A 25,838-nucleotide genomic window follows, 5' to 3' on the forward strand; every position below is an offset into this window, starting at 1 on the left:
TTAATAACCTTGATTTTGTGACCAGTTTCCTTGTGAAAACTGTATTTCTTCTAAAGGAATAGGGAATACTTCATTTTTACTTGTTGAAAAACCAGTAATTTGAGATCCTCTTCCTGTTCTTACCAAGTCAAAAAATTGATGACCTTCTCCAACTAATTCAACTCTACGCTCTTTATAAATTGCCGCCGTTAAATTAGTACCTGTTGTAGTTATATTATTATCTGAATTACCAAACGCTCTTTCTCTAACTCTATTTAAATACGTTTTTGCCTTAGCATCATCTGCTGTAGTTTTTCTATTAAAAGCTTCTGCTGCCATTAATAAAACATCTGCAAAACGAATTGCTCTGTAATTATTAGGATTTGTTAAATTTAAATCTCCTGCAGCATCTGTACTTCTAACTCTTGGTAAATACTTTCTGTTGTAATAACCTGTATGCTCATAACCTGTTGTAAAAGCTGCACCTGTAGAAGCAGACCAAGCATCAATATCTAAAATAGCTACCTCTTTACGGTTATCTCCTGCTTCAAACTCATCTACAACTTCTTGGGTTGGAATATTAAAACTAAAACCAGATGTAAATAAATCTCCTTGGTATCCTCTAACACCTTGAAAACCTACAGCAACATTACCTTCACTACACTGTAAACATCCAAAACCAGCTCCTTGTGTGTCTGTATATTGTACTTCGAAGACTGCACCTGTACCATTTTCTCCTGAAAGTTCAAAAATGTTGTTATAATCAGATTCTAAAACATAACCTCCGTTATTAATAATACTTTCTAAAACTGTTGCTGCTTCTGTAAATTTTTCTTGAAATAAATAAACTTTACCTAATAATGCTTCTGCAGAACCTTTTGTAGCTCTACCAATTTGTGGCGCTGTATAAGTTAAATTTGCCACAGCATATTTTAAATCTGCTTCAATTAAAGCATATACATCTGCTTTGGGTGATCTTGGAATTGTTTTTTCATCACCTAAAATAAAACGTCCTTCTGCTTTCATTGGAATATCTCCAAACCATTTTACCAATTCGAAATTATAATAAGCTCTTAAGAAACGAGCTTCTCCAATAATTACTTCTTTACCTGTAAAATCTGTTTTATCTTGAAATTCTATTATATAAGCGGCTCTATTAACACCACCAAACATCCAACTCCAAAGGTTTTGAAGTTGATCATTAACCGGTGTATGCGTCATGTCATCTACTTGTTGGTAACCAGGAACATCTGTAGCACTTTCACCACCACAAAGTGTATTGTTAGAAGCTATTTCTCCCATTAATACGTTTATAAATGTAGATTGTAAAGGATCATACGCTGCTACTAAAGCATTGTAATAATCTGCTTCTGAATTGAAAAAAGATTCAGAATCTTCTGCATAAATTTTAGAATTGTCTAGATATTCATCTGAACATGCGCTTAAAATAAATAAGCTTGTCATAAAGATGAATCCTAATTTTATTTTTTGTTTGTAATTTCTCATCTTTTATTTTTTAAAATGTAACATTTAAACCTAATAAAAACTGTCTTGCAGACGGATAGTTTCCTGAATCTATACCTGCTCCTATTGCTCCTCCGTTAATTGATGGATCGAAACCGGTATAATCTGTTAACGTAAATAAATTATTAACAGATGTGTAAAGTCTTACTTTAGCTAAACCTACTTTTTCTAATACTTCTGGAGAAAAATTATAACCAACTTGTATGTTTTGCATACGTAAGAATGAAGCATCTTCTACAAAGAAATCTGAAAACAATTTGTTGTTTGTAGCATCGTTTGTTAACCTTGGTACAGAATTGCTTGTTCCAGCACCCGTCCATCTATCTAAATAATATGCTGGTTTGTTTACGTTAGGTAAAAAACGTTCGAAGTTTCTAACCATTTCTTTTCCTAACTCTGCATATAAATAAGTTGTAAAATCCCAATTTTTATATTTTGCTGAAATATTGAAACCCATGTAAAAATCTGCTTGAGGATTACCAATATTAGTTCTATCATCAAAATTTACAACACCATCACCATTTACATCTTTATATCTAATATCTCCAGGAGATGTTGTACTAGAACCTAATCCTGCTTGAGAAGCATGTGCTGCTACTTCTGCCTGATTTTGAAAAATACCATCTGTTTGTAATCCGTAGAAATAACCAATTGGCTGACCTACTTCCATTCTTGATGGAGCAAGATTACCAATAGCAAAAGTTCCTCCTTCTACAAAAGCATTATCTAAGACATCTGTAACTCTATTTTTAACATATGTTACATTATAACCAAAGTTTAACGTAAAATCTTCCGTAGAAAAAGCTTTGTAATTAATTGCTAATTCAGCACCTGTGTTTTTAGAAGTACCTGCATTTACAGTTGGGTTTGATCCTCCGGGAGCACCTGAACCTAATAAACCTGAAACTGGGAAATTTTGAATTAATAAATCTTTTCTTGTTTCTTCAAAATAATCTGCAACTATAGATACCTTATCGTTAAATAAATTAATATCTAAACCAATGTCTAATTTTTCTGCAGTTTCCCATGTTGCTTGTGGGTTCGGTAAACCTCCTTGAGCTGTACCATCTACCAAACTTCCATCGAAAACATATTCTCCTTCACCACTTAATAGAGACCTATATAAATTATCTCCAACTAAATTACCCAAAGTACCATAACTTGCTCTTAACTTTAAAAAGCTAATAGTTTTATTATCTTTTAAGAAATTTTCATCTGACAGTTTCCAACCAGATGTTACAGACCAAAAATTGTCTACTCTTTTATCTTCGGCAAATACAGAAGCACCATCTCTTCTTATTAAACCAGAAAATAAATATTTTCCTTTATAATCATATTGTAACCTACCAAATAAAGAAGTTAATCTAATATCACTACTACCAGTATTAATACTTCTTTGTTCGTTTTGAGAGTTTGTTAAACTAATATCTGCAAATTCATATGAATTGTTAGGTACATCAAAACCTGTAGCATATATACCATCAAATAAATCGTTTTGTACACTAGTACCTAAGGTTAAAGTAGTATTATGATTTTCTGCAAATGTTTTTTGATAAGTAGCAAATGTTTCCCAAAGTACTCTTGTTGAAGTTGCTTTAAATTGATAAACAGAACTTTGTGTTTTGTTATAAACTTTACTTGCTCCATATTCTTGAATTGGAGTAAACGTACGTTGTTTTTCGTTAAAAATTTTATAACCAACACGAGAAACAACATTTAAACCTTCAATAGGCTTATATTCTAGCTTAAAGTTTCCTTCAATTCCATTTCCGTTGTTTTCACCAAATGTATTTTGTAGTAAAGACAAAGGATTTACAACTTCTATTCCTAAAAAATTATTTGTGTCATTCTCATCTGTACCAAAAGTTGGCGCATAATTTAAACCATTAAATAATAAAGAGCCATCGAATCCCTGCGATGCACTTGTAAAATAGTTTGCAATTACAGAGAAATTAAGCTTGTCGCTTATATCTACGCCTAAATTTAATTTAATATTATTTCTAATAAAATTAGATTTTTCTTTAGCTATAATACCATCTTGCTCTGTACGAGATGCACTTATAAAATACCTAAAGTTTTCTCCACCACCAGACAAACTAATGTTATGATTAATTAATAATGCATCATTAAAAAGTTCATCTTGCCAGTTTGTACCTTTACCTAATTGGTTAATATTGTTAAAAGGTAAAGACTGCCCACTTGCAGCATATGCTTCATTTAATACCAAAGCATATTCTGTAGCATTTAAATAATCTAGTTTTTTTGTTGTTTGTTGAAAAGCTGCATATGTATCATATTTTACAGTTGCTTTTTTATTTTTCTTCCCAATTTTGGTAGTTACTAAAACAACTCCGTTTGCACCTTTTATACCATAAATAGCAGCCTGAGCATCTTTTAAAACGGTAATAGATTCTATATCATTAGGGTTAATACTATTCAAATCTCCTTCATAACCATCTACAATAGTTAAAGGTTGGTTGTTTGTATTAGAACTAACACCTCTAATTAAAATATTTACTTTAGCTCCGGGTGCTCCCGAAGAAAGGTTTACTGCAACTCCAGAAGTTGTTCCTTGTAGTGCAGTTGTTGCATCTATAGGTTTTAAAATATCTAAAGTTTCTTCACCAACAATAGATACAGCACCAGTAACGTCCTTTCTCTTTTGTTTACCATAACCAACAACAATAATCTCATCTAAAGATTCTGCAGATTCATCTAAAGATACATTTACAGTTTGTTGATTTACTAGTACATTCTTTTGTCCATATCCTAAATAATTAAATACAAGGGTTGCTCCTTTTTCTACTTTAGAAAGACTATAAAGTCCGTCAAAATCAGTTTCTGTACCAACAGTTGTTCCTTTAATTATTATACTAACTCCAGGCAATGCATCGCCTGTTTTAGCATCTTTAACAACACCTTTTATATCTATAGTTTGTGCATTAGCACAAAAACCTATAAGTACAAGGAGTAACAATGTGATTTTTTTTCTCATGAATTAAGGTATTTAGTATTTGACAATAAAATTATAGTTAAATTATAGTTAAACCATAAAATTAACCACTACAAAAAGCATACATTGTAAAAATAAGGTCGAAAAAACACGATATCTCTAATAAACACAAGGCTCTATAAACATGTATGAAATTACCCTAAATAGATTATATATTGATATTGTATAGGTAATGTTTGGGTGAAAAAAAGACTTGTTTGGGTTTTAAATTTCTAAGATGTAGTTTGTTAAGTTAGAGTCATGGGGTAATTCCATCTTTTTTCTTAATCTGTATCTTTTTACTTCTACACTTCTTGGAGAAATATTAAGTAGAGGAGCAATTTCTTTAGAAGATAGATTTAGCCTTAAGTACGCACAAAGTCTTAAATCATTAGGTGTTAAACTTGGGTGCTTATCTTTAACCTTCTTAAGAAAGTTTTTATCAGCATTGTTAAATGCTTCTTGAAACATTTTCCAGTCATCTGTATTGTTTAGGTTTTTATCAATAATCTGTACAACTTTAGATATATTTTTCTCCCCACCATTAATCAACTCAGTCTTTATAGTATTCAAAAAATCATTCTTTTTAATACTATTCATTGTAGAAGTAGCAAGTTCTCTGTTCTTACTATCAATATCACTTCTTAACTTATCATTATTTAATTTAATAATTTGTTGTGAACTCTCTAATTCTTTTAACTCAGATTCTTTTTTAGCCTTATCTAACAACTCTTCTCTTTGTATTTTATAATGTCTTTTAGACAAAATATGTACAAGATAAAACGCAAGTAAAAACAAGAAAGCATAAAAAGTTAGCGATGTATTAGATAAATACCAAGGTCTTTCAATTTTAAAACTAAAACTTGCTTCATTATTACTTAGTCTATCTCCAATTATTCCTTTTACTTTTAGAGTATAACTACCATAAGAAAGGTTTTTGAATAAAATAGAATTAGATTCTGAAGGAATACTCCAACCTTTATTAAAACCTTCTAAATGGTATTGATATTTGGTTGAAAGCATTTTATTGTAATTTGGTACGCTGTAAAAAAATTCTATGTTATTATTTTTAGAGTTTAACACAACTTCTTTAGACAAGTTTAATAGCTTACTGCTTTCGTCTGTAACAAAAGAATTAATTTTATTTATATGCACATTAAAACCTAAAGTATCTTCTAACATCTTTAAGTCTACTTGAATATAACCGTCTGAAGTTCCTATTAAATATACTTCATTATTTATTTGTATAATATTCTCGTAACCAGGTGCAGCTTTAGATATAGTTTCTGATATTGATATCTTATTAATTTCTGGTTTATTACTTAATTTACCGGGAGACAAATATTTTATATGGTCTTTAGAAAAAACCCATAACTTATTATTAGATGTGTTCTGCACTAATTCTCCTGCGATATAAGAATCTTTAGAGAATAATTTACTATAAAGACTATCTATAACAAAGGAATTGACATTATCTAAATATCTATAAACGCCGTTTTTATTTGCATACAAAATCTTATCTTGATACTTAACAATACTCGAACGTATTCCTTTTGACAAGGTTTTTTCTACCTCTAGATTAACAACCTCTTTAAAATCTTTATCTAATGTTAACTTATAAAGACCTTTATAAGCGTGGTTAACAAAAATTCTATTTTCATCTACCTGAACAATATATTTACTTGAATTGTTAAATCCTTTAATTTTTTGCCTTAAAGTCCAAACAGAATTCTCTTTTTTAAGAACATATAAACCATCATAACAACCTTGAATAATAGTATTATTGGCTGTTTTAATCATATCCCAAGTACCCTGACTATTAGAGATATTTTTAGCTTTATTATTTTTTATTATAAAGGTACCAGAATCATGAGCACAAAAAAGAGTGTTATCAATTTCCTTTAAACTCCATACTTGCCCTTGTGTATCTTCTATAAATTTAAATGATTCATTGGAATTAACTTCTCTATGAAAAAGACCTTGGTTTGTACCTAAATAAATATTGTTATCATAAACTATTGAAGCGTATATGGTTCCTAAAAAATCGCTCTTTTTATTGTAAATTTTAAAAGGTGAAGTATTATTGATACAATCGATACCATTATCTAAACCAAGCCAAATATTATTTTCTCTGTCTTCGAAAACAGAAAGAACGGTGTTATTACTTAAACCAGAACCTTGGTTGATCTGATAATTTAACTCACCATTATTTTTTAAATTAATAAGTCCGTTTGAAATTGTACCAATAGCAAAACTTTTGTCTTTTAGAAGTTTAAAACTATACACGGTTTTTCCTATTAATAAATTATCTGAAGAAGTTTCCCATTGCTCTACCTTGCCATCTTTTAAATAAAAAAAACCTTTCTCTTGAGTTAAAAAAAGAAGTTTATTATCTTTCTTAAAAACATCTACTATAAAATTATTCTTTACTATTGGATGATTAGAAACCAATTTTGGTACACCTTTTTCAATTTTATATAATCCTTTTTTATCTTCATGAAAATAGATAACATCATCTACCTTAGACAAGCTATTAATTTCATTTTCGGTATGTATAATTTTTATAGATTTCGAAGTTAAATTATACATATAAATCCTCTGTAACGATTTAAAAAGCATCCAACCATCTATTTCAACAATGCTCCAAATTTGCTCATCTTCAATCATTTGAATGTTTTTATCTTTTACTATTGAAGTAAATTCTAAAACACCAAAATCATTTTTTTCCCAAAAACCAAATCCCATATAAAAACCAGTATAAACCTTATTTTCATAAGCTTTTACAGATCTCATTATTGTCTCATTGGGAGTAACATATAATTGCCACGAAGATCCATTGTATTCTAATAACCCTTTGTTATTGGCTACGTAAATAAAATTATTGTCTGCTTGTGAGATTTCCCAATTCTGATTTTCTGCGCCATAATCTAAAGCATAAAAAACATTAATTGGGGGCAACTCTTGGGAAAGAAGATTTCCTTGAATAAAATAAATTACAATAAAAAACAAAATACTAATTCTACCCATACTTCTATAGTTACACTCTTGTTTGGTTACTAAGTTACATTAAATTGAACTTAATAAGAAAAAAAATATATCGTGTATGGTTTTTGTATGGGTAAAATAAAAATAAATAAACCAAATTTATTTAAAATAACTGCCTAAAAATTTATTTATAAAACTGCTTTATTAAGTTTCTTCACATTGGTAAAAGGTTACTAATAGGGCAGTATACTAATTAAAGGCAACAACTTAAACTAACGTTTTTTTTAACGCTTCTAACTCTACTCCCAAACCATTAAACATTTGAATAATACTACTAAGCTTTAGCTCATGTTCTTCATATTCTTGTGTATTAATGCTGCATGTAAATTTCCATAATTCTAAGATCTCTGTAACGGGAACTTCATAAGACTGGTAACTTGTATTGTCTGATTTTAATAGAAAAGACTGTTTTTCTTCTACTAAATTCTCTAATCTTTTATAGGTCATTCCGTCATTTTTTGTGACTACGATGTAAGAAAAACCATTTTTAGCTTCCTTTATATCTTCAACAAACTCTGCAACAACATAAGAACCATTTTTCATTGGTAACATAGAATCTCCTTTTATAGGAAAAGCTCTGTGTTTTCCGGTAGGTAAAAACGGCAATTTTATTTTTTCTAACTGCTCTATATACTCCGGATCATCATAACCTAATAAATAACCTGCAGATGTTTTTACAGGCACTACTTCTATTAAATTTTCATTGTTACTATCTATCGCAATAGGAAATAAGACGCGTTTGTTTCCTACTTCCATAAAAGAAATATCTTTCGATTTTGTTAAATTTTTCTTTACAAGAATATCTATTGGTATCTTAAAATATTCAGAAAAATCTATTAAAAATTCTATTGTAGGCATAGATCTATTCTCTTCATAAGAACTTATTCTAGATCTTGAAACAGATAACTCTACTGCTAAAGATTCTTGTGTTAACTTTCTTAAAGCTCTTAAATGTTTTATATTTTCAGACAAATTACTCATTTAGCTACAATTTTAAGCAACAAATGTATGTATTTGTAGCTAAATTTATGTTCTTAAAAACGGAAAGTTTGTAACTAAGCAGGTATAATTAGTTTTTTTATTTTTAGCAACTGAAAAACAATACATTGTAATAAATATTTTATTTTTCAATTTGACGAATTGCTTTTATAATTTCTTTTTGAGGTAATTTACAAGTCCCTAAATTACAAACGTAGATGAAAGTTTCTTCTTCTATAAATTTATTTTTTAATAGGGGAATTGTATTGTTTATTGCTCTAGTTCCTGCAATAATTATATTAGGTTTATAATAGGTTAACAATTCGCTGTTAAGTGCATTTGCTTTATCACCAGCAATTGCCACTTCGAAATAAGGTCTTGTATAATTAATCATTAAATTTAACCAATTGCTATAACTAGAAGGACTTTTTAAAGCATCTTCTTTCATATTATGAAGCATTTGATTTGCAATTTTGTTATAATTAGTCTCTGAATAATAAAGATTTAACTTAAATAAACAATTTGCTAAAATAGAATTCGGAGAAGCAATTACATTATCATCAACTTTTACTTTTCTTGATATTAATTTTTCACTTTTATTTGAAGTAAAATAAAACATATTATTTTCTGTATTAAAATAGTTTTCTAACGTAAAGTCCATTAATTTTTTTGACGTTGTTAACCATTTTTCATCAAGTGTTACTTCATATAAATTTATAAAAGCATCAATTAGAGTTGCATAATCTTCAGAATACGCAGTAATAGTGCTTTTTCCATTTTTATAATTCCTGTAAAGATTGCCATCTTTTTGTAATTGATTCTTTAAAATAAAATCTGCATTTTTAATTGCTTTTTTTAAATAATCATCATTTTTTAATGCTCTAAATGCATCTGTATATCCTTTTATCATTAAAGCATTCCAAGAAGTTAAAACCTTATCATCTAAATTTGGTTTGGCTTTTTCTTCTCTTGCTTTTTTTAGTATTAATTTCCAGTTTTTTATTTTTAATAAAAGACTATCTATACTTAATTTATGTTTTTTTGCGAATGCTACGTTGGTAGCATTTCTTATTAAGACATACCTATCTTTTTCCCATAAACCTGTTTCATTTATCGCATAATAATCTTCAAATAAGGAAAAATTATCAATAATTAAATTTTGTAATTCTTGTTTCGTAAAATAATAATAAGCACCTTCTTCTAATTCGTTTTCATCATTTTTACTATCTGCGTCTAAAGAAGAAAAGAAAGCACCGTTTTGGTCGGTTAATTCATGCTCCACAAAACTTAACGTTTCTTCTATTACTTGTTTATAGAGTTCTTTTTTATCATTTTGATACGCTTTAGCATATAAACTAACTAATTGTGCATTATCATAAAGCATTTTTTCAAAATGAGGAATATGCCATTTCTTATCTGTAGAATATCTAGAAAAGCCTCCATTTACTTGATCATAAATTCCACCAAAAGCCATTTTTGTTAATGTGTTTTCTAAATGTTTTTTCACCTTTACATCATCAAACTGATAACTATATCTTAATAAAAACTCCAAAGAATTAGGCATTGGAAACTTTTCATCTCTTTTAGATCCACCATAAGTAAGATCTAAATTTTGTTGCCAATTTAAAACCGCATTTTTTAGATCAATCTCTTTAAAGTTTGCTTTATCTTTTCTAATGGTAATTAATTCAGATTCCTGAATTCCTTCTGTTAATTTTGTTGCAAAATCAATTGCTTTTTTAGGGTTTTCTTTATAAAGTTTAGAGATGTTTAATAAAATTTCTTTCCATTGCTCTTTAGTAAAATAGGTTCCTCCAAAAATTGGTCTTCCGTCTGGTAATGCGATACAGTTAAGTGGCCAACCTCCGCTGCCTGTCATTAATTGTACAGCATTCATATAGACATTATCAATATCTGGTCTCTCTTCCCTATCTACCTTAATACTAATAAAATTGTCATTCATTATTTTAGCAATAGAATCGTTTTCGAAACTTTCTTCTTCCATAACATGACACCAATGACATGCAGAATAACCAATAGAAATAATAATTAATTTATTTTCTTCCTCGGCTAATTGTAACGTTCTATCATTCCATGCTTTCCAATTTACTGGGTTTTTTGCATGTTGTAATAAATAAGGACTTGTTTCATTAGACAACTCATTTTTACTTTCTATTTTTCCTTTTTGATTACAACTGAAGCACAAAATAATGCTTAAAAAAAATATGTATTTAATTATGTGTTTCAATTTATCTTTATTTTAAGAGTTACCATTACATGACAAGGACACTAAAGTAGTATGAAACTTAAAACTTACAAAATTTTTTTAATAAAAAATTGAGTAGTAAACCTATAAAAAGACAGAAACAAACATTAATATATTCATAGAGACTGCAAGTATTTATCCTTTTTAGCATTTAACAGATCTTAGCAAAAAAAGTATTTACACAATTGAAAAAACAGAAAAGTTTCATTAATTGTAGGCAACATATTATTTAAATATTATTTTCTTAAAGTTTTATAATTACTAATAAATTTCATTTTATGAATACTTTTTTTTCTGATAGCACTTATAAGAAAGTAAAATATTGAAATGATAAAGTAATAAACTTTGCTTTTCTTTGTATAAAATGTAAAAACGTTTTTTTTTATCTTTAGATGACAAAACACTTTGAAAACAAGAATTATATCAAATGAAAATTGAAGATTTAATTGGAAGGTTTCAAATACTTGGTAGTAACCAAGATGAAACAGAAAAATCCTATAAAGGTACATTAGATTTATCTTTAGATGAAAATAATAGAATTTCTGCAAAATGGCTTATTAATAAGAGTCAACAACAGTTTGGTACAGGTTTTTTTAAAGACAATATTTTAGCGATTAACTTTCAATATCAAGGAGACGAAAATGATATTTACAATGGTGTTGTTATTTATAGATGCATTTCTAAAGATATATTAGACGGTTTTTGGTCTGAAGAATATGGAAACCCTCTGTATTTAGGTGAAGAACGCTGTTTTAGAATTAAAGAAAACGAACTTATAAATTAATTATGATTTGTCCTTGTAACCCAAATAACTTGTACAAAAATTGCTGTAAAAAAGCACATAAAGATATTATAACTGTTTCATCTGCAGAAGAACTAATGCGTTCTAGATATAGTGCTTTTGTTTTAGCAGATGTACTATATCTGCATAAAAGCCACCATAGTTCTACAAGACTTTCTAAGAAAGAGTACAAAGAATTAGAAAAGTGGACGAAATCTGTTGAATGGGTTAAATTAGAGATATTAAATTTTACAGAAAATACCGTTAATTTTAAAGCTTTCTTTTTAGAAAACGGAAATTTAGAGGTTATAGAAGAGCACTCTACCTTTTGTAAAGAAAATAATAATTGGGTGTATCTAAATGCTAAATAACCGTTTCTTTTAAATCTTAATACATAGATTATTCTCAATTTTAAAATTCTATATTTTTAGATACTTTTACTTACTTTTGCCCATTAACTCATTCCCCACCTAAGTCTTTATTATGAAACAAATTATAATTATTTTATTATTGGTTATTACCTTCTTTATAGGTTACGGTAAATACAAACAGTACAAAAGATATAATTCTCCTGAAGTTAGTTATAAAGTTGATAAGAGAATTGATTTAGAATACCATAACCAAGAGTTTTTAATGAACTACAACAAAGCTATTGAAGACTTAAATAGTTTTGTAATGTTACAATGGACAGCAAACGATATTGATGTTAGAACTCCTGAAGATGACGACAATGAAACCAAAAATGCGGTTAATAAATATGCAGATAAACTAGCAATTGTTAAATATTTTGAGAATAAGTTAGAAAAATCTGCCATTTTAAAGGAAAACGGACTTACGAACCTAGAAATTAAATTTTTAGAAGAAACGGGTACTAACTTAAAAAGTCATCAAGAATCTTTAGCTGTAGATAAAATTAAACGTCTATTTAACTCTTCTTCGAAGATAAAATACGGAGAAAAAAGTCCTTTAATTTATGAGGTTCAAAAAAAATTAATAGCTAAAGGATATAAGATTACAAAAGACGGTGTATTTAAAGAAGACACCATTAATATTCTAAAAATATTTGAAGAAAAAAACAACCTATTCGCAGATGGTTACTTAGATCTATTAACTTTAGATGCTTTGTATAAATAGCCACTACTCTGCTCTAGCATTTAGTTTTCTTATTAACGTAGCATACATAAATACCGCTAAAAACCAAACTAAAATTGCGGCAAAAACACCGTAATTATTAAACCATTTTTCGAAATCACTTACATAATTATATGCTTTAGGATAAAGGTATTTATGGCTCTTATCTAGATATTTAATATATGCTAAACTAGAAAATACAAATAATATTGGTAACGCAAAAAGCCCCAAAGTAAAAGTTATCGAAATAAGTAATTTCTTCGTATTATTCAAATAAAGAATAATAGAAAGTATTAATATTATTAGAGAAATAAATATCATTATCAAAAACTCTCTATAACTCCTAACTTCATCTCCAGAAAGAAGAAAATCTCCACTAGACATTAACCAAATTATAATAACTAAAATAACCAAACTAGCTACAAAACTAAGTAATAATGATTTTGTATTTGTTGTTTTAAAAACGAAAAGCACTACACTTAAAAAGAATGCAATAGCTACTAAAAAATTAAAGATTACATCATTAAAAGTAGGGTAATATGAAGAATACACATTACTAAAAAAGTTATCTAAATTATTAAAGCTAAAATAAAGTGTTTTAGAGTAAGGAAGATCTGCAACATTATCAATACCATTATTACTATTGCTAGTATAAGATCTTAATTCTTTATTTACAGGATTAGAAACATTAATTAACTCTTTAAGTAAATAGTTAGGCGAATTATTAACAAGGTCAAACCAAGATTCAATACTTAAATTAGTGCTTAATTCATATTTCCTCGCTAAATAAAGTCCTTTTTTTAAATCATCTTTAATTTTAGATTCGTCTTGGTTATTTAGTATATTTTGAAAGTATTTTAATTGATTTTCTAAATCTATAGAATCTTGACCAATAGTAAATTTAGTAACAGAATAATTATATAATGATGGATGTAGTAATTCTTTAAAAGCACTTATATCTTCTATATTTCTGTATTTAAAACTATGTTTACCGTATACAGTTAAATATTCATTCTGTTTAGAATCTTCTTGCCAAAGTTTTTCATTAATGTTATAAAATTGAAATTGAGTTCCTTCATATTCTAAATAAGGTTTCTTAAAATCTATATTATCTGTACTATTCTTATTATTAATAGCTACTTTTAGTGGAAATGGTTTTGGATACTTCTTTTTATCTATTTTATAATCTGCTTGATTATGCATCAGAAATAAACTAATACTATTAAATGCTTTAATATCTTCATTTACTTCTACCCAACTATAAAGCGACTTTATTTTGGTTACCAATCCTTTTTTAAATGAAAAATATTGGGTTGTACTTATAAAAAATATAAATAGAATAATACAGAACTGTTTAAATAACATACCCCTTTTAAAAGAGTATAAATTCTTAAATGCGTTGTTTCGTAAGTAATAAATAATCCATATTAATAAGATAAATATCGATATTAAAAAATTATAATACACAGTAGATGTTTCAAAAAAGAAATTGCTTAATGTATAATGTTCTTTTAAATCTGTTATTGTATTTGCAGAAGAATAACCAATCATAAAAAATAGTAAATGCACAAAAACATTTGCTACAAGCATCCAAGCTAAACGTGTATTCCAAATTAAAGGATAATTTTCTAAAAGATGTTTATTAACTTTATTGATAAAATTCATTTGAAATTTTTTAAGAATTAATAAACGAAAAAACGTCTTGTAGATTTAGAAATATCTCTAATATATTGTAGCGAAAAATTATTACTAGAAATAGTAGCTAAACAATTATTAAAAGAAAAACCTTCTTTAAAATATAAGATATAAACACCGCCATTAAATTCTAATTTTTCTAATTGATTGTTATTAAAAATTGCTTCAATTTCATCTCTAGAATTCTCTGTATCAATTTCTACAACCAAATAATTCTTTTCTTCCTCTTCTAGGTTTAAATGTGCAGAAGGTTTACCGTTTCTTAGATAAATAACCTCATCAGAAATTTTCTCTACTTCATATAATTGCTGTGAAGAAAATACCATTGCAATAGGATTTACCGGAGATTTAGAAATCATTCTTAAATCTTCTAAAATAACCTGTTGTGCTAAAATATCTAAATTTGCTAGAGGTTCATCTAATAGAATAATTTCTGGCCTACGTAACATTGTTCTTGCCAATTCAAAACGCATTTTATAACCAGATGATAGTTCGCTCCATTTTAAGTCTTTGTATTTCCAGAGTCCAAATCTAGCAACCATCATTAAAACTAATAAATTATTCTTATTTCCTTTTACACCATGATGTACCAAAGCAAATTTTAAGTTATCTAAAACCTTTCCATACCAAACAGGCGTTCTTTGCGGAATGTAAACTAACTTAGACAATACATCATATTTGTCTTTATTTTCTGTTGAAAATGAATACGATAAATTACCTGATGTTTGTTTAACTATAGAAGCAAGAACAGTTAATAAGGTTGTTTTACCATTTCCGTTTTCACCAACCAAACCAAAAATATCTCCCTTTTTAAGTGCTACATCTACAGGTCCTAGAAAGAACCTATTATTGTTGTAGTTTTTTGTAATATTCTCTGCTTTTAAAATTGTTTTACCAAGCAGGCTTATTTTATTTATTTGAATACTTTTTATTTCGGTAGCACAGTCTTTAAACAAAGAAAGTAGCGAAGATTTATCTTCGCTACTTTCTTTTTCATATTGTTGTACAAAATCTAAAATTTTTACAAAAATTTCTTCAGAATCTGTATTTAAGGCAGCATCTAAAAGGGTTCTATAACCTAAAGAATAATCGCCTCTTTTAAAATAGAGAACGGCTTTTTCTATGAGTTCTTCTTGAGAATGAATCATATTTTAAATATCTAACAATTTTATTTAAAAATAGTAAATTTTCTCTTTAATACTAACTTATAAGTAAATAAAATTAGGATGTTTTTTTCTCTTGTTTTTTATCTTTTTTTGATGATTTTCCCTTCTTCTTTTTATTAGGCATTTTTCCTTTTATACGTTCTTGCTCGACGTTTATATCTGTCATAAAGTCTGAATTAAAAGTATACTCTTTTGCTAATTTTATAAAAGTTAATGCTTTTTTATATTCTTTTAATTGCTCGAATAAAATAGCTTTCTTTAAATATAAAACGGCTTTTTCTGCTCCTTTTACAGTTAAGCCAAAATCGATAAATTCTTCTGCTTCTTTATAGTCTTCGTTCCACAAAAGTGTGTTTACATAAGGCACATAAGCCTCAAAAGCATAAATATTTTCTGCTAAAGCTTGTTTAAAAAAAGAAATTGCTTCTTCGTATTTATACAACTTTTCAGCATAGACTCTACCCATTAAAGTTAAAGCCATTGTATTGTTTTCGTCATAAGATAACGCAAAACTTAACGCTTCCATTACCTCTTCTAAATCGTGTGGGTAATTCTCTAATGCTTTAAAAACATAGTTGTTTGTTAATGTTGCCATAATATTATATTTTAATCGATATCTAATGTTCTACTTTTAGTGTGATTGAAAAATTATTTTAGATTTCATGCTACACTTTAAACAACATTGTAATATTATTATAACTGTTTTTTTTAATCATTTATAAGTTGATTTCTCTTTTCTAATTTACTTAAAGTCTATTCTTATAAACCTTTAATAGGTTTAGATTTTTTTATAAATTAGATACATACAAATTGTATAATAGCATTTTCTATGCCACTTTACACTTAAAAAAGAATACAATCTAAAACACTATATATTAGTAATTTAAACAAATATCTTTTCTTTTTATTGTAACTACAAAAGTACGCTCTTCTAATCCTTTTTTCTATAGATTTTTGTATTGTTTTTTTTTACTTTTAAAACCAGTCTTAAAATAAGGATTTAATATTTTTTAGCTTTTAAACTTCGCTAACAATTGTGTTTGCGTTAGGGATTGAAGCTTTTGTTTGAGCTCTTTTTTCTTTTTTTTAGAAAAAAAGCGAGTGCGTAAAGCCCGACCTTTAGGTAACGCCCAAAAACAAAAACTAATTTTTACTATTCTAACTAAAGTAATGTTCTTTTTATTGTTCTTTAAAAACTGTTATTAGTTTTAGATTTTATTTTTGTGCTATTTTATTGGATTTAATTCTTCCGAAAACAAATATATAACCATAACATACTATAGTTAATATAAAAGCTGTTTTAAACCCGAAACTATCTATTAAGCTACCGAACATAAAAGGGATAATTGCACCACCAACAATTGCCATACATAATAAACCAGATGCCTGTGCTTTTAAATCTCCTAGGCCTTCTAAACTTAGAGAAAAAATGGTTGGAAACATAATTGAATTGAACAAACCAACTGCTAAAATAGACCACATAGAGATTAAACCTACTGTATAAATAGAAATTAAAATCATTGCAATTGCTAAAAAAGCAAAAATACTTAACACTTTTCCTGGAGCCATAATTTTGGTTAAATAAGCGCCTACGAAACGACCAATCATTGCGCCACCCCAATAAAAAATGACAAAGATACCTAGTAAAGATTTTGGATCTGAGTTTGTAAAAGTTTTATTAAAAGTGCTTGCTATAGTATTTGCAATTTGCATCATGGTTTCGTTTTGAGATATTACTAGAGACAAATTCATGTCTGAAAAATAATTTACCAAAAAGCTACCTATTGCCACCTCTGCACCTACATACACAAAAATACCTATGGCTCCCATAACCATTAATTTATTTTTTAGTAGTGTTATATAACCTCCTTTAGGGCTATCTTCCATAATGGCAGGTAGCTTTATAAATCTAAAAATTAATGCTAAAAGAGTTATTGAAAGTGCAATTAAAACAAAAGGAGTTTGCACAGTAGCAGCTTCTGCAATGTAATAATTCGTTTTTTCTAAATCTGATAATAAGGCTATTTCTTCAGATGTTTTTACTGAATCACTTAATAAAAACAATGCGCCAACTACAGGTGCAATTGTAGTTCCTAAGGCATTAAATGCTTGTGATAAATTTAAACGACTACTTGCACCATCTTCACTTCCTAGTAAAGCAACATAAGGGTTTGCGGCTACTTGTAAAATTGTAATTCCACCTGCTAATGTAAAATAACCAATTAAAAATACAGAAAAAGTACGATAAGCTGCTGCAGGATAAAATAATAAACAGCCTAATGCCATCATTAAGAGTCCTAAAATAATGCCTTTCTTATAGCCAATTTTAGACAATATAAACCCTGCAGGCAAAGAGAAAACAAAGAATGCTACAAAAAAAGCAAACTGAACTAAAACGGTTTTCGAATAAGACATTTCGAAAACGTCTTTTAATCGAGGTACCAAACTATCTACTAAAACCGTTATAAATCCCCATAAGAAAAACAACATTGTTAGAAATATAAAAGCACTTTTGTAAGATTTATTAGTTGATTTTGTTAACATATTTATTTTTTATTGAAATAATCTGATTTAATATTTTTATTCTCTCCTTCTTTAAATAAGTTATAACTAAACCATTCATGTATAGAATATGCTCCTGTTTCTCCTTGTTTATTTACGGCAATATAACCTACTTGAAAATTCTTAAAATCTTTACCTGGTTTATTTACAATTCTACCAATTGCTTCTTCACATGCTTCTTGCGGCGACTTGCCTTGTCGCATTAATTCTACAATTAAAAAGCTACCAACTGTTTTTAAAACCTCTTCACCTAAACCGGTTGCAGACGCACCACCAATTTCATTATCTACAAATAAACCTCCTCCAATTATTGGAGAATCTCCTACTCTTCCTGCAAGTTTGTATGCTAATCCGCTTGTTGTACAAGCTCCAGAAATATTTCCTTTTGCATCAATTGCCAACATGCCAATAGTATCGTGGTTCTCTATATTAATAATTGGTTTGTATGCTGCTTTCACCTTCCATTTTTCCCACTTCTTTTTAGAGGCTGCAGTTAACAAATTTTCTCTCTTAAAGCCTTTAGATACCGCAAACTGTTCTGCTCCTTCTGCTACTAACATTACATGAGGCGTGTCTTCCATTACTTTTCGAGCTACAGAAATTACATGCATTATGTTTTTTACTCCTAAAACGGCTCCGTAATTTCCTTTATCGTCCATTATACAAGCATCTAAAGTTACATTACCATCTCTATCTGGCAAACCACCTTTTCCTACAGATTGCCCTTTTTCATTTGCTTCTTCAACTCTACAACCTTGTTCTACTGCATCTAATGCAGAACCTCCATTCTGTAAAATTTTTGCTGCTGTTTCTACTGCTAAAGGCGTATTCCAAGTTGCAATTACCAATGGTCTTACTGGTTGTAATATTGGTGTAACTATTTTTTTTTCTGAAGATATTACTTCATCACAACTTATTAAAGTTGATGAAACTGCTACCAAACCGAAACCAGTTGCAGATGCTTTTTTTAAAAAATTTCTTCTTTTCATAATTAATTAATTTGAATTTCATCTACAAACAACCAACTTCTCCCATTATGTTTATAGCCTAAATGCCATTTTGGTAATTCGCCTAATTTCTTTGCTATTACTTTTATATATCTAGCTTTTCCTAATTTAGATATATGAACAGTTTCTATTTTAACTTCTTCCTTTTTATATTGTTCTTTAAAAACCCAATTTGTCTGTTTTACAAAATTTAGTCCATCAGTAGAAGTATATATTTCTACATTTATAGGAAGAAATATCCAACTCCTTTGATCCTCTAAAAAGGAAACCTTTACATTATAAATGGGCTTTTCTTTCCCCAAATCTACAACTGCAATTAAATCTGAATCAAAATAACCTTGCCAAGTGCCTGTTCTAAAATCTTCTGTACCAATAACACCATCAATTAGGGCATTGTCGCCGCCAGCATTGTACTGGTTTGCATATGTTGTTTTTAATTCAATTTTAAGATTAGGATCTATTTTATAAAAATCTGTTGTAATTATTTTACTTTTAACGCCTTCTTTTTGTGCAAATACTTTTAATGCTACTTTAGATGATATTAAAAAAGGCTTTTTATATTCTTGAAATTCATCTCCTACAGAATAATAAATAGTTGCTGTTTTGTCTACATTTTCTAAGCTAACTTCTGTAGCTCCTTTAAAAGCAATATTACCTTTTGATATAAATGGAGAGGCAACAATTAGATGATCTTTAATTTTTGTTGATGGAATAAATTTATCTTTTGTACCCCAATTTGAAGGTTTATTCGTCATTTCGAAAACTAAACTTCCACCGTTTATAATGTCTGAATGACTTATATATGAGTATTCATAATTTTCTCCGTTTAATTTAACCGATTTGATGTATTTATTTTCAGGCGAATTATTATTTGCTTTAACCGTAAAAGTTTTTCCGCTTTCTAAATTAATTGTTGCTTTATCAAACAGTGGCGCTCCTATAATATATTGATTAGAAGCGGGTGTTACAGGATAAAAACCTAATGAAGAAAAAATATACCAGGCACTCATTTGTCCACAATCTTCATTACCAGAAATTCCTTCTGGCGAATTTGTATACAATTCTGTTAAAATCTGACGAACTTTTTCTTGTGTTTTATGTGGCTTATTTACAAAATTATATAAATATGCCATATGATGACTTGGTTCATTACCATGTGCATATTGCCCAATTAAACCTGTAATATCTACTTGATGACTTCCAGATGTTTTATCTTCTGCTGAGAATAATTTATCTAAATTAACTTCTAATTTTTCTTTTCCTCCTAATAATTTTATAAAACCAGAAATATCTTGTGGAACATAAAAACTGTATTGCCAAGAATTAGCTTCAGTATAATTAAAATTTACTTCATAAGGATCAAAAGGAGAAAACCATGTATTTCTAAATCTTCCTCGCATAAATTGAGTACTAGGATCGAATACATTTTTATAATACTGAGCCCTTTCTATGTAATTTTTATAATCTATTTCTTTGCCTAAATCTTTTGCCATTTTTGCAATTGTCCAATCATCATAAGCATATTCTAAGGTTTTAGAAACAGATTCAGATTCTTTTTCAACGGGAATAAAACCATAATTTTTATAAGAATCTAAACCTAATTTATCTCGTGATGCAGAATGTTTCATTGCTTCGAAAGCTTTATTTACATCGTAATTTCTAATTCCTTTTAAATAAGCGTCTGCTATTACAGGAACTGCATGGTAACCAATCATACAACCGGTATAGTTGGCAGATAAATCCCAAATTGGCATAATACCACCTTCATTATACTTTGCTAAAAATGTATTTACAAAATCATTTGTTTTTTCTTGCTCTATTATTGTGTATAAAGGATGTGCTGCTCTATAAGTGTCCCAAAGAGAGAAAACGGTGTAATAATCAAAGTCTTTGGTTTCATGAATTTTTAAATCCATACCGCGATAACGACCATCTACATCTTGATATAAATTTGGAGCAATAGAAACATGATACATTGAAGTATAAAAATTAGTCTTGTTATCTTTATTATCATCTTCTAAAACAATTTTTTCTAATTGATTCTCCCAAAAATCTTCTGCTATTTTTTTAACTTGCTCAAAAGTATATTTTCCAATTTCTTTATCTAAATTTTTCTTTGCCCCTTCAATATCAACTGCAGAAATACCAACTTTTAGAATAACAGGTTCGTTGTTTGGGTTTATAAAATTAAGTGCTATTTTTTGCGCTCCATCCATTCCTTTTTTAGGTGGAGATTGTAAAACATCTGTAAAAGAGTGTGAGGTTTTTATAACAAAGTACAAGCGCTGGTCGCTTGCCCAAGCTTCTGAAAAACGATATCCAACAATTTCTGTATCGGAAACCTTTGTAATTTTAGCTTTTAATACTTTATCGCGATGTAATAAGTCTAAAATTACAAATTGATTTTCTGCTGTGGGAAAATTATATTTATGAAGTCCACTTCTTTTAGAAACCGTTAATTCAACATTAATATTTGTATCATCTAAATGTACTTTATAATAACCTGGAGTTGCAATTTCATTGTCATGTGAAAATGTAGATTTGTAACCTTCTTTACCGTCTGCTCCATTATTAAAAATCTGTTTATTTGTAGGCATTAATAAAATGTCTCCATAATCAGAAACTCCTGTTCCACTTAAATGTGTATGTGAAAAACCATAAATTTCATTATCTGAATAATGATAACCAGAACAACCGTCCCAACCATCTAAACGTGTATCTGGTGATAATTGCATCATCCCAAAAGGCATTGTTGCACCAGGATACGTATGCCCATGAGCACCGGTACCAATAAACGGATTTACATAAGATAGTAACGCTTTATCTTTTTGTGACACTTTTATTTCTTCTTGCTGACAACTGATAAGAAAGAAAAATAGAGAGAAATAAAAAGGCAGTTTATATATTTTCATTTATTAAAATTCTGAATTGTGAACTAAAATAGTGAAATATAATTAAGTTACGCATTTTACTTTAAAAACTGAGATTTTAAAAAGCCTAAACCGTAGCCTAAAAACTGCGTAAATGAAGTTATTATACTTAAAAAAGCCACTTTTAAATTTCTATTCTGTCTTAATGAATCTAAAAAAATTAAACTAAAATAAAATAAGTAACAATAAAATAATTGCGGATACCCAAAAACAAGTACGATGAGACTTAAGTCTAAACCCATAATAAACAAGCTAGGAAACCAATAGGTTGGTTTTGCTGTTTCTGGGTACTTTATATTTAAAATTGGTCTTGCAGTTCCAAAACCAAAAGTTTGTTTAAAAAACTGCGGAATAGTACTTCGTCTTTTATGATACACAAAGGCTTTTTCTATTAATTGTGTTTCAAAACCCTTTTCCCAAAGACGAAAAGTTAAATCGATATCTTCGCCATTTTTCATTTTAGAAAAACCCGCTGTTTGTTCAAAAGCTTTTTCTGATAAACCTAAATTAAAACTTCTTGGTTGAAATTTACCTATCGCTTGTTTTTTACCACGAATTCCGCCTGTTGTTAGCACAGAAGTCATAGAATAATTAATTGCTTTTTGTAATGATGTAAAACTAGAATGTGCTGCATCTGGCCCACCAAAAGCATCTGTATAATTAGCTTCTAAGGCGTTGTTAACTTCAGATAAATATACTTTTGGAACTATAACATCTGAATCTAAAATGATAAAATAGTTTCCTGTAGCTTTTTTTATACCGAAATTACGACTTGCTCCTGCACCGCTATTTTCTTTATAAAAATATTTTAAATCTAATTGTAATTTATATTTCTGAACTATAATATCGCTACTTTCTTTAGAACCATCTTCTATTATTAAGATTTCGAAACTATTAGTAAAATCTTGTTTTGTAAGACTTTCTAATAATTCGTCTATTTCTTTAGGACGATTGTAAACGGGTATTATTATGGAAAATTTTAGTTTCAAATATAGGTTCGTTTTCTAAAGAGTAATATTGTAAATGTAGAAATTTTAAAATTATAATTGCTTTTTGGCCTTCTAAAAGCTAACAAAATGTTTAGCCCTGATTGAGCGGTTTGTTTGAGCTCTTTTGAGGCACGAAAAAAGCGAGTAGCGAAAGCAGGAAATAGCTTCGAAAAAGACTACTCAAATTTTTCCATTACAGCATCACTTACACCCATATTAGAGAATCCGCCATCGTGAAATAAATTTTGTAAAGTTACTTTCTTTGTTAAGTCTGAAAACATAGAAATTGTATAATCTGCGCATTCTAAAGCGGTTGCATTTCCTAACGGACTCATTTTTTCTGAATATGCTATAAAACCATCGAAACCTTTAACACCTGTTCCTGCAGTTGTTGGCGTTGGAGATTGAGAAATGGTGTTTACACGTACTTTAAAATCTCTACCAAAAAAGTACCCAAAACTACGTGCAACAGACTCTAAATATGCCTTATTGTCTGCCATATCGTTATAATCTGGAAATACTCTTTGTGCTGCCATATAGGTTAATGCCACAATAGAACCCCAAGAATTCATTGCTTTTTTATGATATAAAACATTCATTACCTTGTGAAAAGAAACAGCAGAAACATCCCAACCTTTTTTAGTGAAATCGTAATTAGGATCTGTGTATGGTTTGCCTTTTCTAACGTTTACAGACATGCCTATTGAGTGTAAAACAAAGTCTATTTTACCTCCCAAAATCTCCATAGACTGTTCTACTAAGTTTTCTAAATCTTCTATTGAAGTTGCATCTGCTGCTATAATTTGAGAGTTCGTTTTCTTTGCTAAAACATCTAATTCTCCCATTCTTATAGACGCTGGCGCATTTGTTAAGACAAAAGTTGCACCTTCTTCATGTGCTCTTTGTGCTGTTTTCCAAGCAATAGAATGTTCGTTTAAGGCACCAAAAATAATTCCTTTTTTTCCTTTTAATAAATTGTACATGCTGCTAAATATTTTTATGAGATTTCTAAATTGCTAAAAAGCTCTTTTCGAAATGGCACTCTAACTTTTTAAGTTTAATAATTCTTTTGCGTGTGTAAGTGCAGAGTCTGAAATATCTTTACCACTTAACATTTCTGCTATTTCTACAACACGTTCTTCGGTAGTTAATTGTTTTAAATTAGTTGTAGTAACTCCTTTAACTTCCTTCTTATAAACTTTGTAGTGATTAATACCTTTTGCTGCTATTTGAGGTAAATGTGTAATTGCAATTACCTGCATATTATTACTCATTTGCTGCATAATAGCGGCTATTTTATTAGAAACTTCACCCGAAACACCAGTATCTATTTCATCGAAAATAATGGTTGGTAGTTGTGTGTTTTCTGATAATACTTTCTTAACAGATAGCATTATTCGAGACAATTCTCCACCAGAAGCTACTTTCTTTAACTCGCCAAAACTTCCTCCTTTATTTGCAGAAAACAAGAATTCTAACTCGTCTTTTCCGTTTGAAAAATAGTTTTTTGTAGGTTTTATTTTTATTGAAAAACGAGCGTTTTCCATACCTAAATCTGTTAGCAAAACTTGTAATTCTTTTGTTAGTTTAGGTATTGCCGTATTTCTTGCTTTTGTTATTTTTTCTGCAACAGAATCTAATTTTACAGAAACAGTATCTATTTCTTTTTGTTTTTTATTGATAAATTCATCTGCAGATTCTACCGCAACTACCTTGTCTGATATTTCTTCGAAAACCGTTAATAATTCTTTATTAGAACTTACAGCGTGTTTTTTCTGTAAATTATAGAGTAACTGCAATCTATCGTTAATTTCTTCTGCTTCGTTTGGGTTAAAATCTACATTTTCATTAGCACTTTCTAACTCAGCAACAATATCATCTATTTCTATTTTTACAGAAGTTATTCTTTCTGAGATTTCTTGATATTCTTTAGAAAACGAAGCTATTTTTGTTAATCTATTTTCTAAAGTGTTTAGTAAATTCTGTATTCCGATTTCTTCATTTACCGTAATTTCTAAAGCTTCAGATAAATTATCTTTAATATCTTCTATGTTATTAAGCTTCTCTAGCTTCTCTTCTAACTCTTCTTGTTCATCAACTTTAACCTTTGCTTCTTCTAGTTCCTTAAATAAATGTAAGTTATAATCGTATTGTTGATTAGATTCTTTTTGTTGAACTTCTAATTTAGAAAGTTCTTTTCTTAGTTTATTTAATTGTACAAAGCCTCGTTTATAAGAATCTATCCTTGGCGTATTTTTTGCTAAAGCATCTAAAATGGCAAACTGAAAATTATTATCAGACAATTGCATTGTTTGATGCTGCGAGTGCACATCTATTAACTTTACTCTTAATTCATTTAAAACAGATAAAGTAACGGGTGTGTCATTTACAAAAGCTCTAGATTTACCAGAAGGAAGAATTTCTCTTCTAATAATAGTTTCTGCTTCATAATCTAAATCTACAGAATTAAAAAAATCTTGTAAATTATAATTAGAAATAGCTACTTTGGCCTCTACAATACATTTAGTAGACGTATCTTTTAATGAAGACAAATCTGCTCTATTTCCTAAAACTAAGCCTAATGCACCTAATAGAATAGATTTTCCTGCTCCAGTTTCACCAGTAATTATAGATAAACCAGAAGAAAAATCGATACTTAAATGATTGATTAACGCGTAATTATTTATGGATAATTGTGATAACAAATTTTCTATTTTTTAGAAGATAAAATTAGTGAAAATTATTAAGAATTAAATGATGAAATCTAATCTTAAAAGTAAAAAAGAAAAATTA

At 28.6% G+C, this 25,838-nt stretch carries 17 protein-coding genes; 3 read left to right on the forward strand and 14 right to left on the reverse strand.

All coding sequences use genetic code 11. The features are described 5' to 3' along the window. From SHK09_RS05750 to SHK09_RS05770, 5 genes are all read right to left on the reverse strand, one after another. On the reverse strand, positions 1-1,485 hold the full coding sequence (locus tag SHK09_RS05750) for a RagB/SusD family nutrient uptake outer membrane protein (RefSeq protein ID WP_413774271.1): 1,485 nt from the start codon (positions 1,483-1,485) through the stop codon (positions 1-3). Positions 1,486-1,495: 10 nt separating this feature from the next. Further along, positions 1,496-4,498 carry a TonB-dependent receptor gene (locus SHK09_RS05755; RefSeq protein ID WP_319809822.1) on the reverse strand — a complete coding sequence of 1,001 codons (3,003 nt, stop codon included), beginning with the start codon at positions 4,496-4,498 and terminating at the stop codon, positions 1,496-1,498. Positions 4,499-4,720: 222 nt separating this feature from the next. After that, complete coding sequence (locus SHK09_RS05760) at positions 4,721-7,522, reverse strand: triple tyrosine motif-containing protein (RefSeq protein ID WP_319809823.1); 2,802 nt, start codon at positions 7,520-7,522, stop codon at positions 4,721-4,723. 225 nt (positions 7,523-7,747) lie between these two features. Then, the gene (locus SHK09_RS05765; RefSeq protein WP_319809824.1) at positions 7,748-8,521 is read right to left on the reverse strand and encodes a LexA family transcriptional regulator; all 774 of its coding nucleotides are present in this window, start codon (positions 8,519-8,521) and stop codon (positions 7,748-7,750) included. Positions 8,522-8,660: 139 nt separating this feature from the next. Further along, positions 8,661-10,766, reverse strand: coding sequence for a thioredoxin domain-containing protein (locus SHK09_RS05770; protein WP_319809825.1), 2,106 nt, complete (start codon positions 10,764-10,766; stop codon positions 8,661-8,663). A gap of 445 nt (positions 10,767-11,211) precedes the next feature. On the opposite strand from SHK09_RS05770, the gene SHK09_RS05775 reads away from it, so the two are divergent. The 3 genes from SHK09_RS05775 (at position 11,212) to SHK09_RS05785 (ending at position 12,699) form a co-directional block, all read left to right on the forward strand. Continuing rightward, a complete protein-coding gene (locus SHK09_RS05775) occupies positions 11,212-11,568 on the forward strand; it encodes a hypothetical protein (protein ID WP_319809826.1) in 357 nt (118 codons plus the stop codon). Between the two features lie 2 nt (positions 11,569-11,570). Then, positions 11,571-11,936, forward strand: a complete 366-nt coding sequence (locus tag SHK09_RS05780; protein WP_319809827.1) for a YchJ family protein — start codon at positions 11,571-11,573, stop codon at positions 11,934-11,936. A 112-nt stretch (positions 11,937-12,048) separates the two neighbouring features. Then, positions 12,049-12,699 carry a peptidoglycan-binding domain-containing protein gene (locus SHK09_RS05785; RefSeq protein WP_319809828.1) on the forward strand — a complete coding sequence of 217 codons (651 nt, stop codon included), beginning with the start codon at positions 12,049-12,051 and terminating at the stop codon, positions 12,697-12,699. Between the two features lie 3 nt (positions 12,700-12,702). On the opposite strand, the gene SHK09_RS05790 is transcribed toward SHK09_RS05785, so the two are convergent. From SHK09_RS05790 to recN, 9 genes are all read right to left on the reverse strand, one after another. Next, positions 12,703-14,361 (reverse strand): hypothetical protein, encoded by a 1,659-nt coding sequence (locus SHK09_RS05790; protein WP_319809829.1) that lies wholly within the window; start codon positions 14,359-14,361, stop codon positions 12,703-12,705. 17 nt (positions 14,362-14,378) lie between these two features. Next, positions 14,379-15,539, reverse strand: a complete 1,161-nt coding sequence (locus SHK09_RS05795; RefSeq protein ID WP_319809830.1) for an ABC transporter ATP-binding protein — start codon at positions 15,537-15,539, stop codon at positions 14,379-14,381. A gap of 73 nt (positions 15,540-15,612) precedes the next feature. Then, complete coding sequence (locus SHK09_RS05800; RefSeq protein ID WP_319809831.1) at positions 15,613-16,152, reverse strand: hypothetical protein; 540 nt, start codon at positions 16,150-16,152, stop codon at positions 15,613-15,615. Between the two features lie 620 nt (positions 16,153-16,772). Next, positions 16,773-18,101, reverse strand: a complete 1,329-nt coding sequence (locus SHK09_RS05805; protein WP_319809832.1) for a sugar MFS transporter — start codon at positions 18,099-18,101, stop codon at positions 16,773-16,775. A 2-nt stretch (positions 18,102-18,103) separates the two neighbouring features. Beyond that, positions 18,104-19,108, reverse strand: a complete 1,005-nt coding sequence (locus SHK09_RS05810; protein WP_319809833.1) for a N(4)-(beta-N-acetylglucosaminyl)-L-asparaginase — start codon at positions 19,106-19,108, stop codon at positions 18,104-18,106. 2 nt (positions 19,109-19,110) lie between these two features. After that, positions 19,111-22,038, reverse strand: a complete 2,928-nt coding sequence (locus SHK09_RS05815) for a GH92 family glycosyl hydrolase (protein ID WP_319809834.1) — start codon at positions 22,036-22,038, stop codon at positions 19,111-19,113. Between the two features lie 56 nt (positions 22,039-22,094). Beyond that, complete coding sequence (locus tag SHK09_RS05820; RefSeq protein ID WP_319809835.1) at positions 22,095-23,045, reverse strand: glycosyltransferase; 951 nt, start codon at positions 23,043-23,045, stop codon at positions 22,095-22,097. 176 nt (positions 23,046-23,221) lie between these two features. Next, on the reverse strand, positions 23,222-24,028 hold the full coding sequence (locus SHK09_RS05825; RefSeq protein WP_319809836.1) for an enoyl-ACP reductase: 807 nt from the start codon (positions 24,026-24,028) through the stop codon (positions 23,222-23,224). Between the two features lie 60 nt (positions 24,029-24,088). Then, positions 24,089-25,750, reverse strand: coding sequence for a DNA repair protein RecN (gene recN / locus SHK09_RS05830; RefSeq protein ID WP_319809837.1), 1,662 nt, complete (start codon positions 25,748-25,750; stop codon positions 24,089-24,091). Positions 25,751-25,838: the final 88 nt, after the last annotated feature.

This window comes from Polaribacter sp. PL03 (assembly GCF_033875165.1).
Classification (GTDB): Bacteria; Bacteroidota; Bacteroidia; order Flavobacteriales; family Flavobacteriaceae; genus Polaribacter.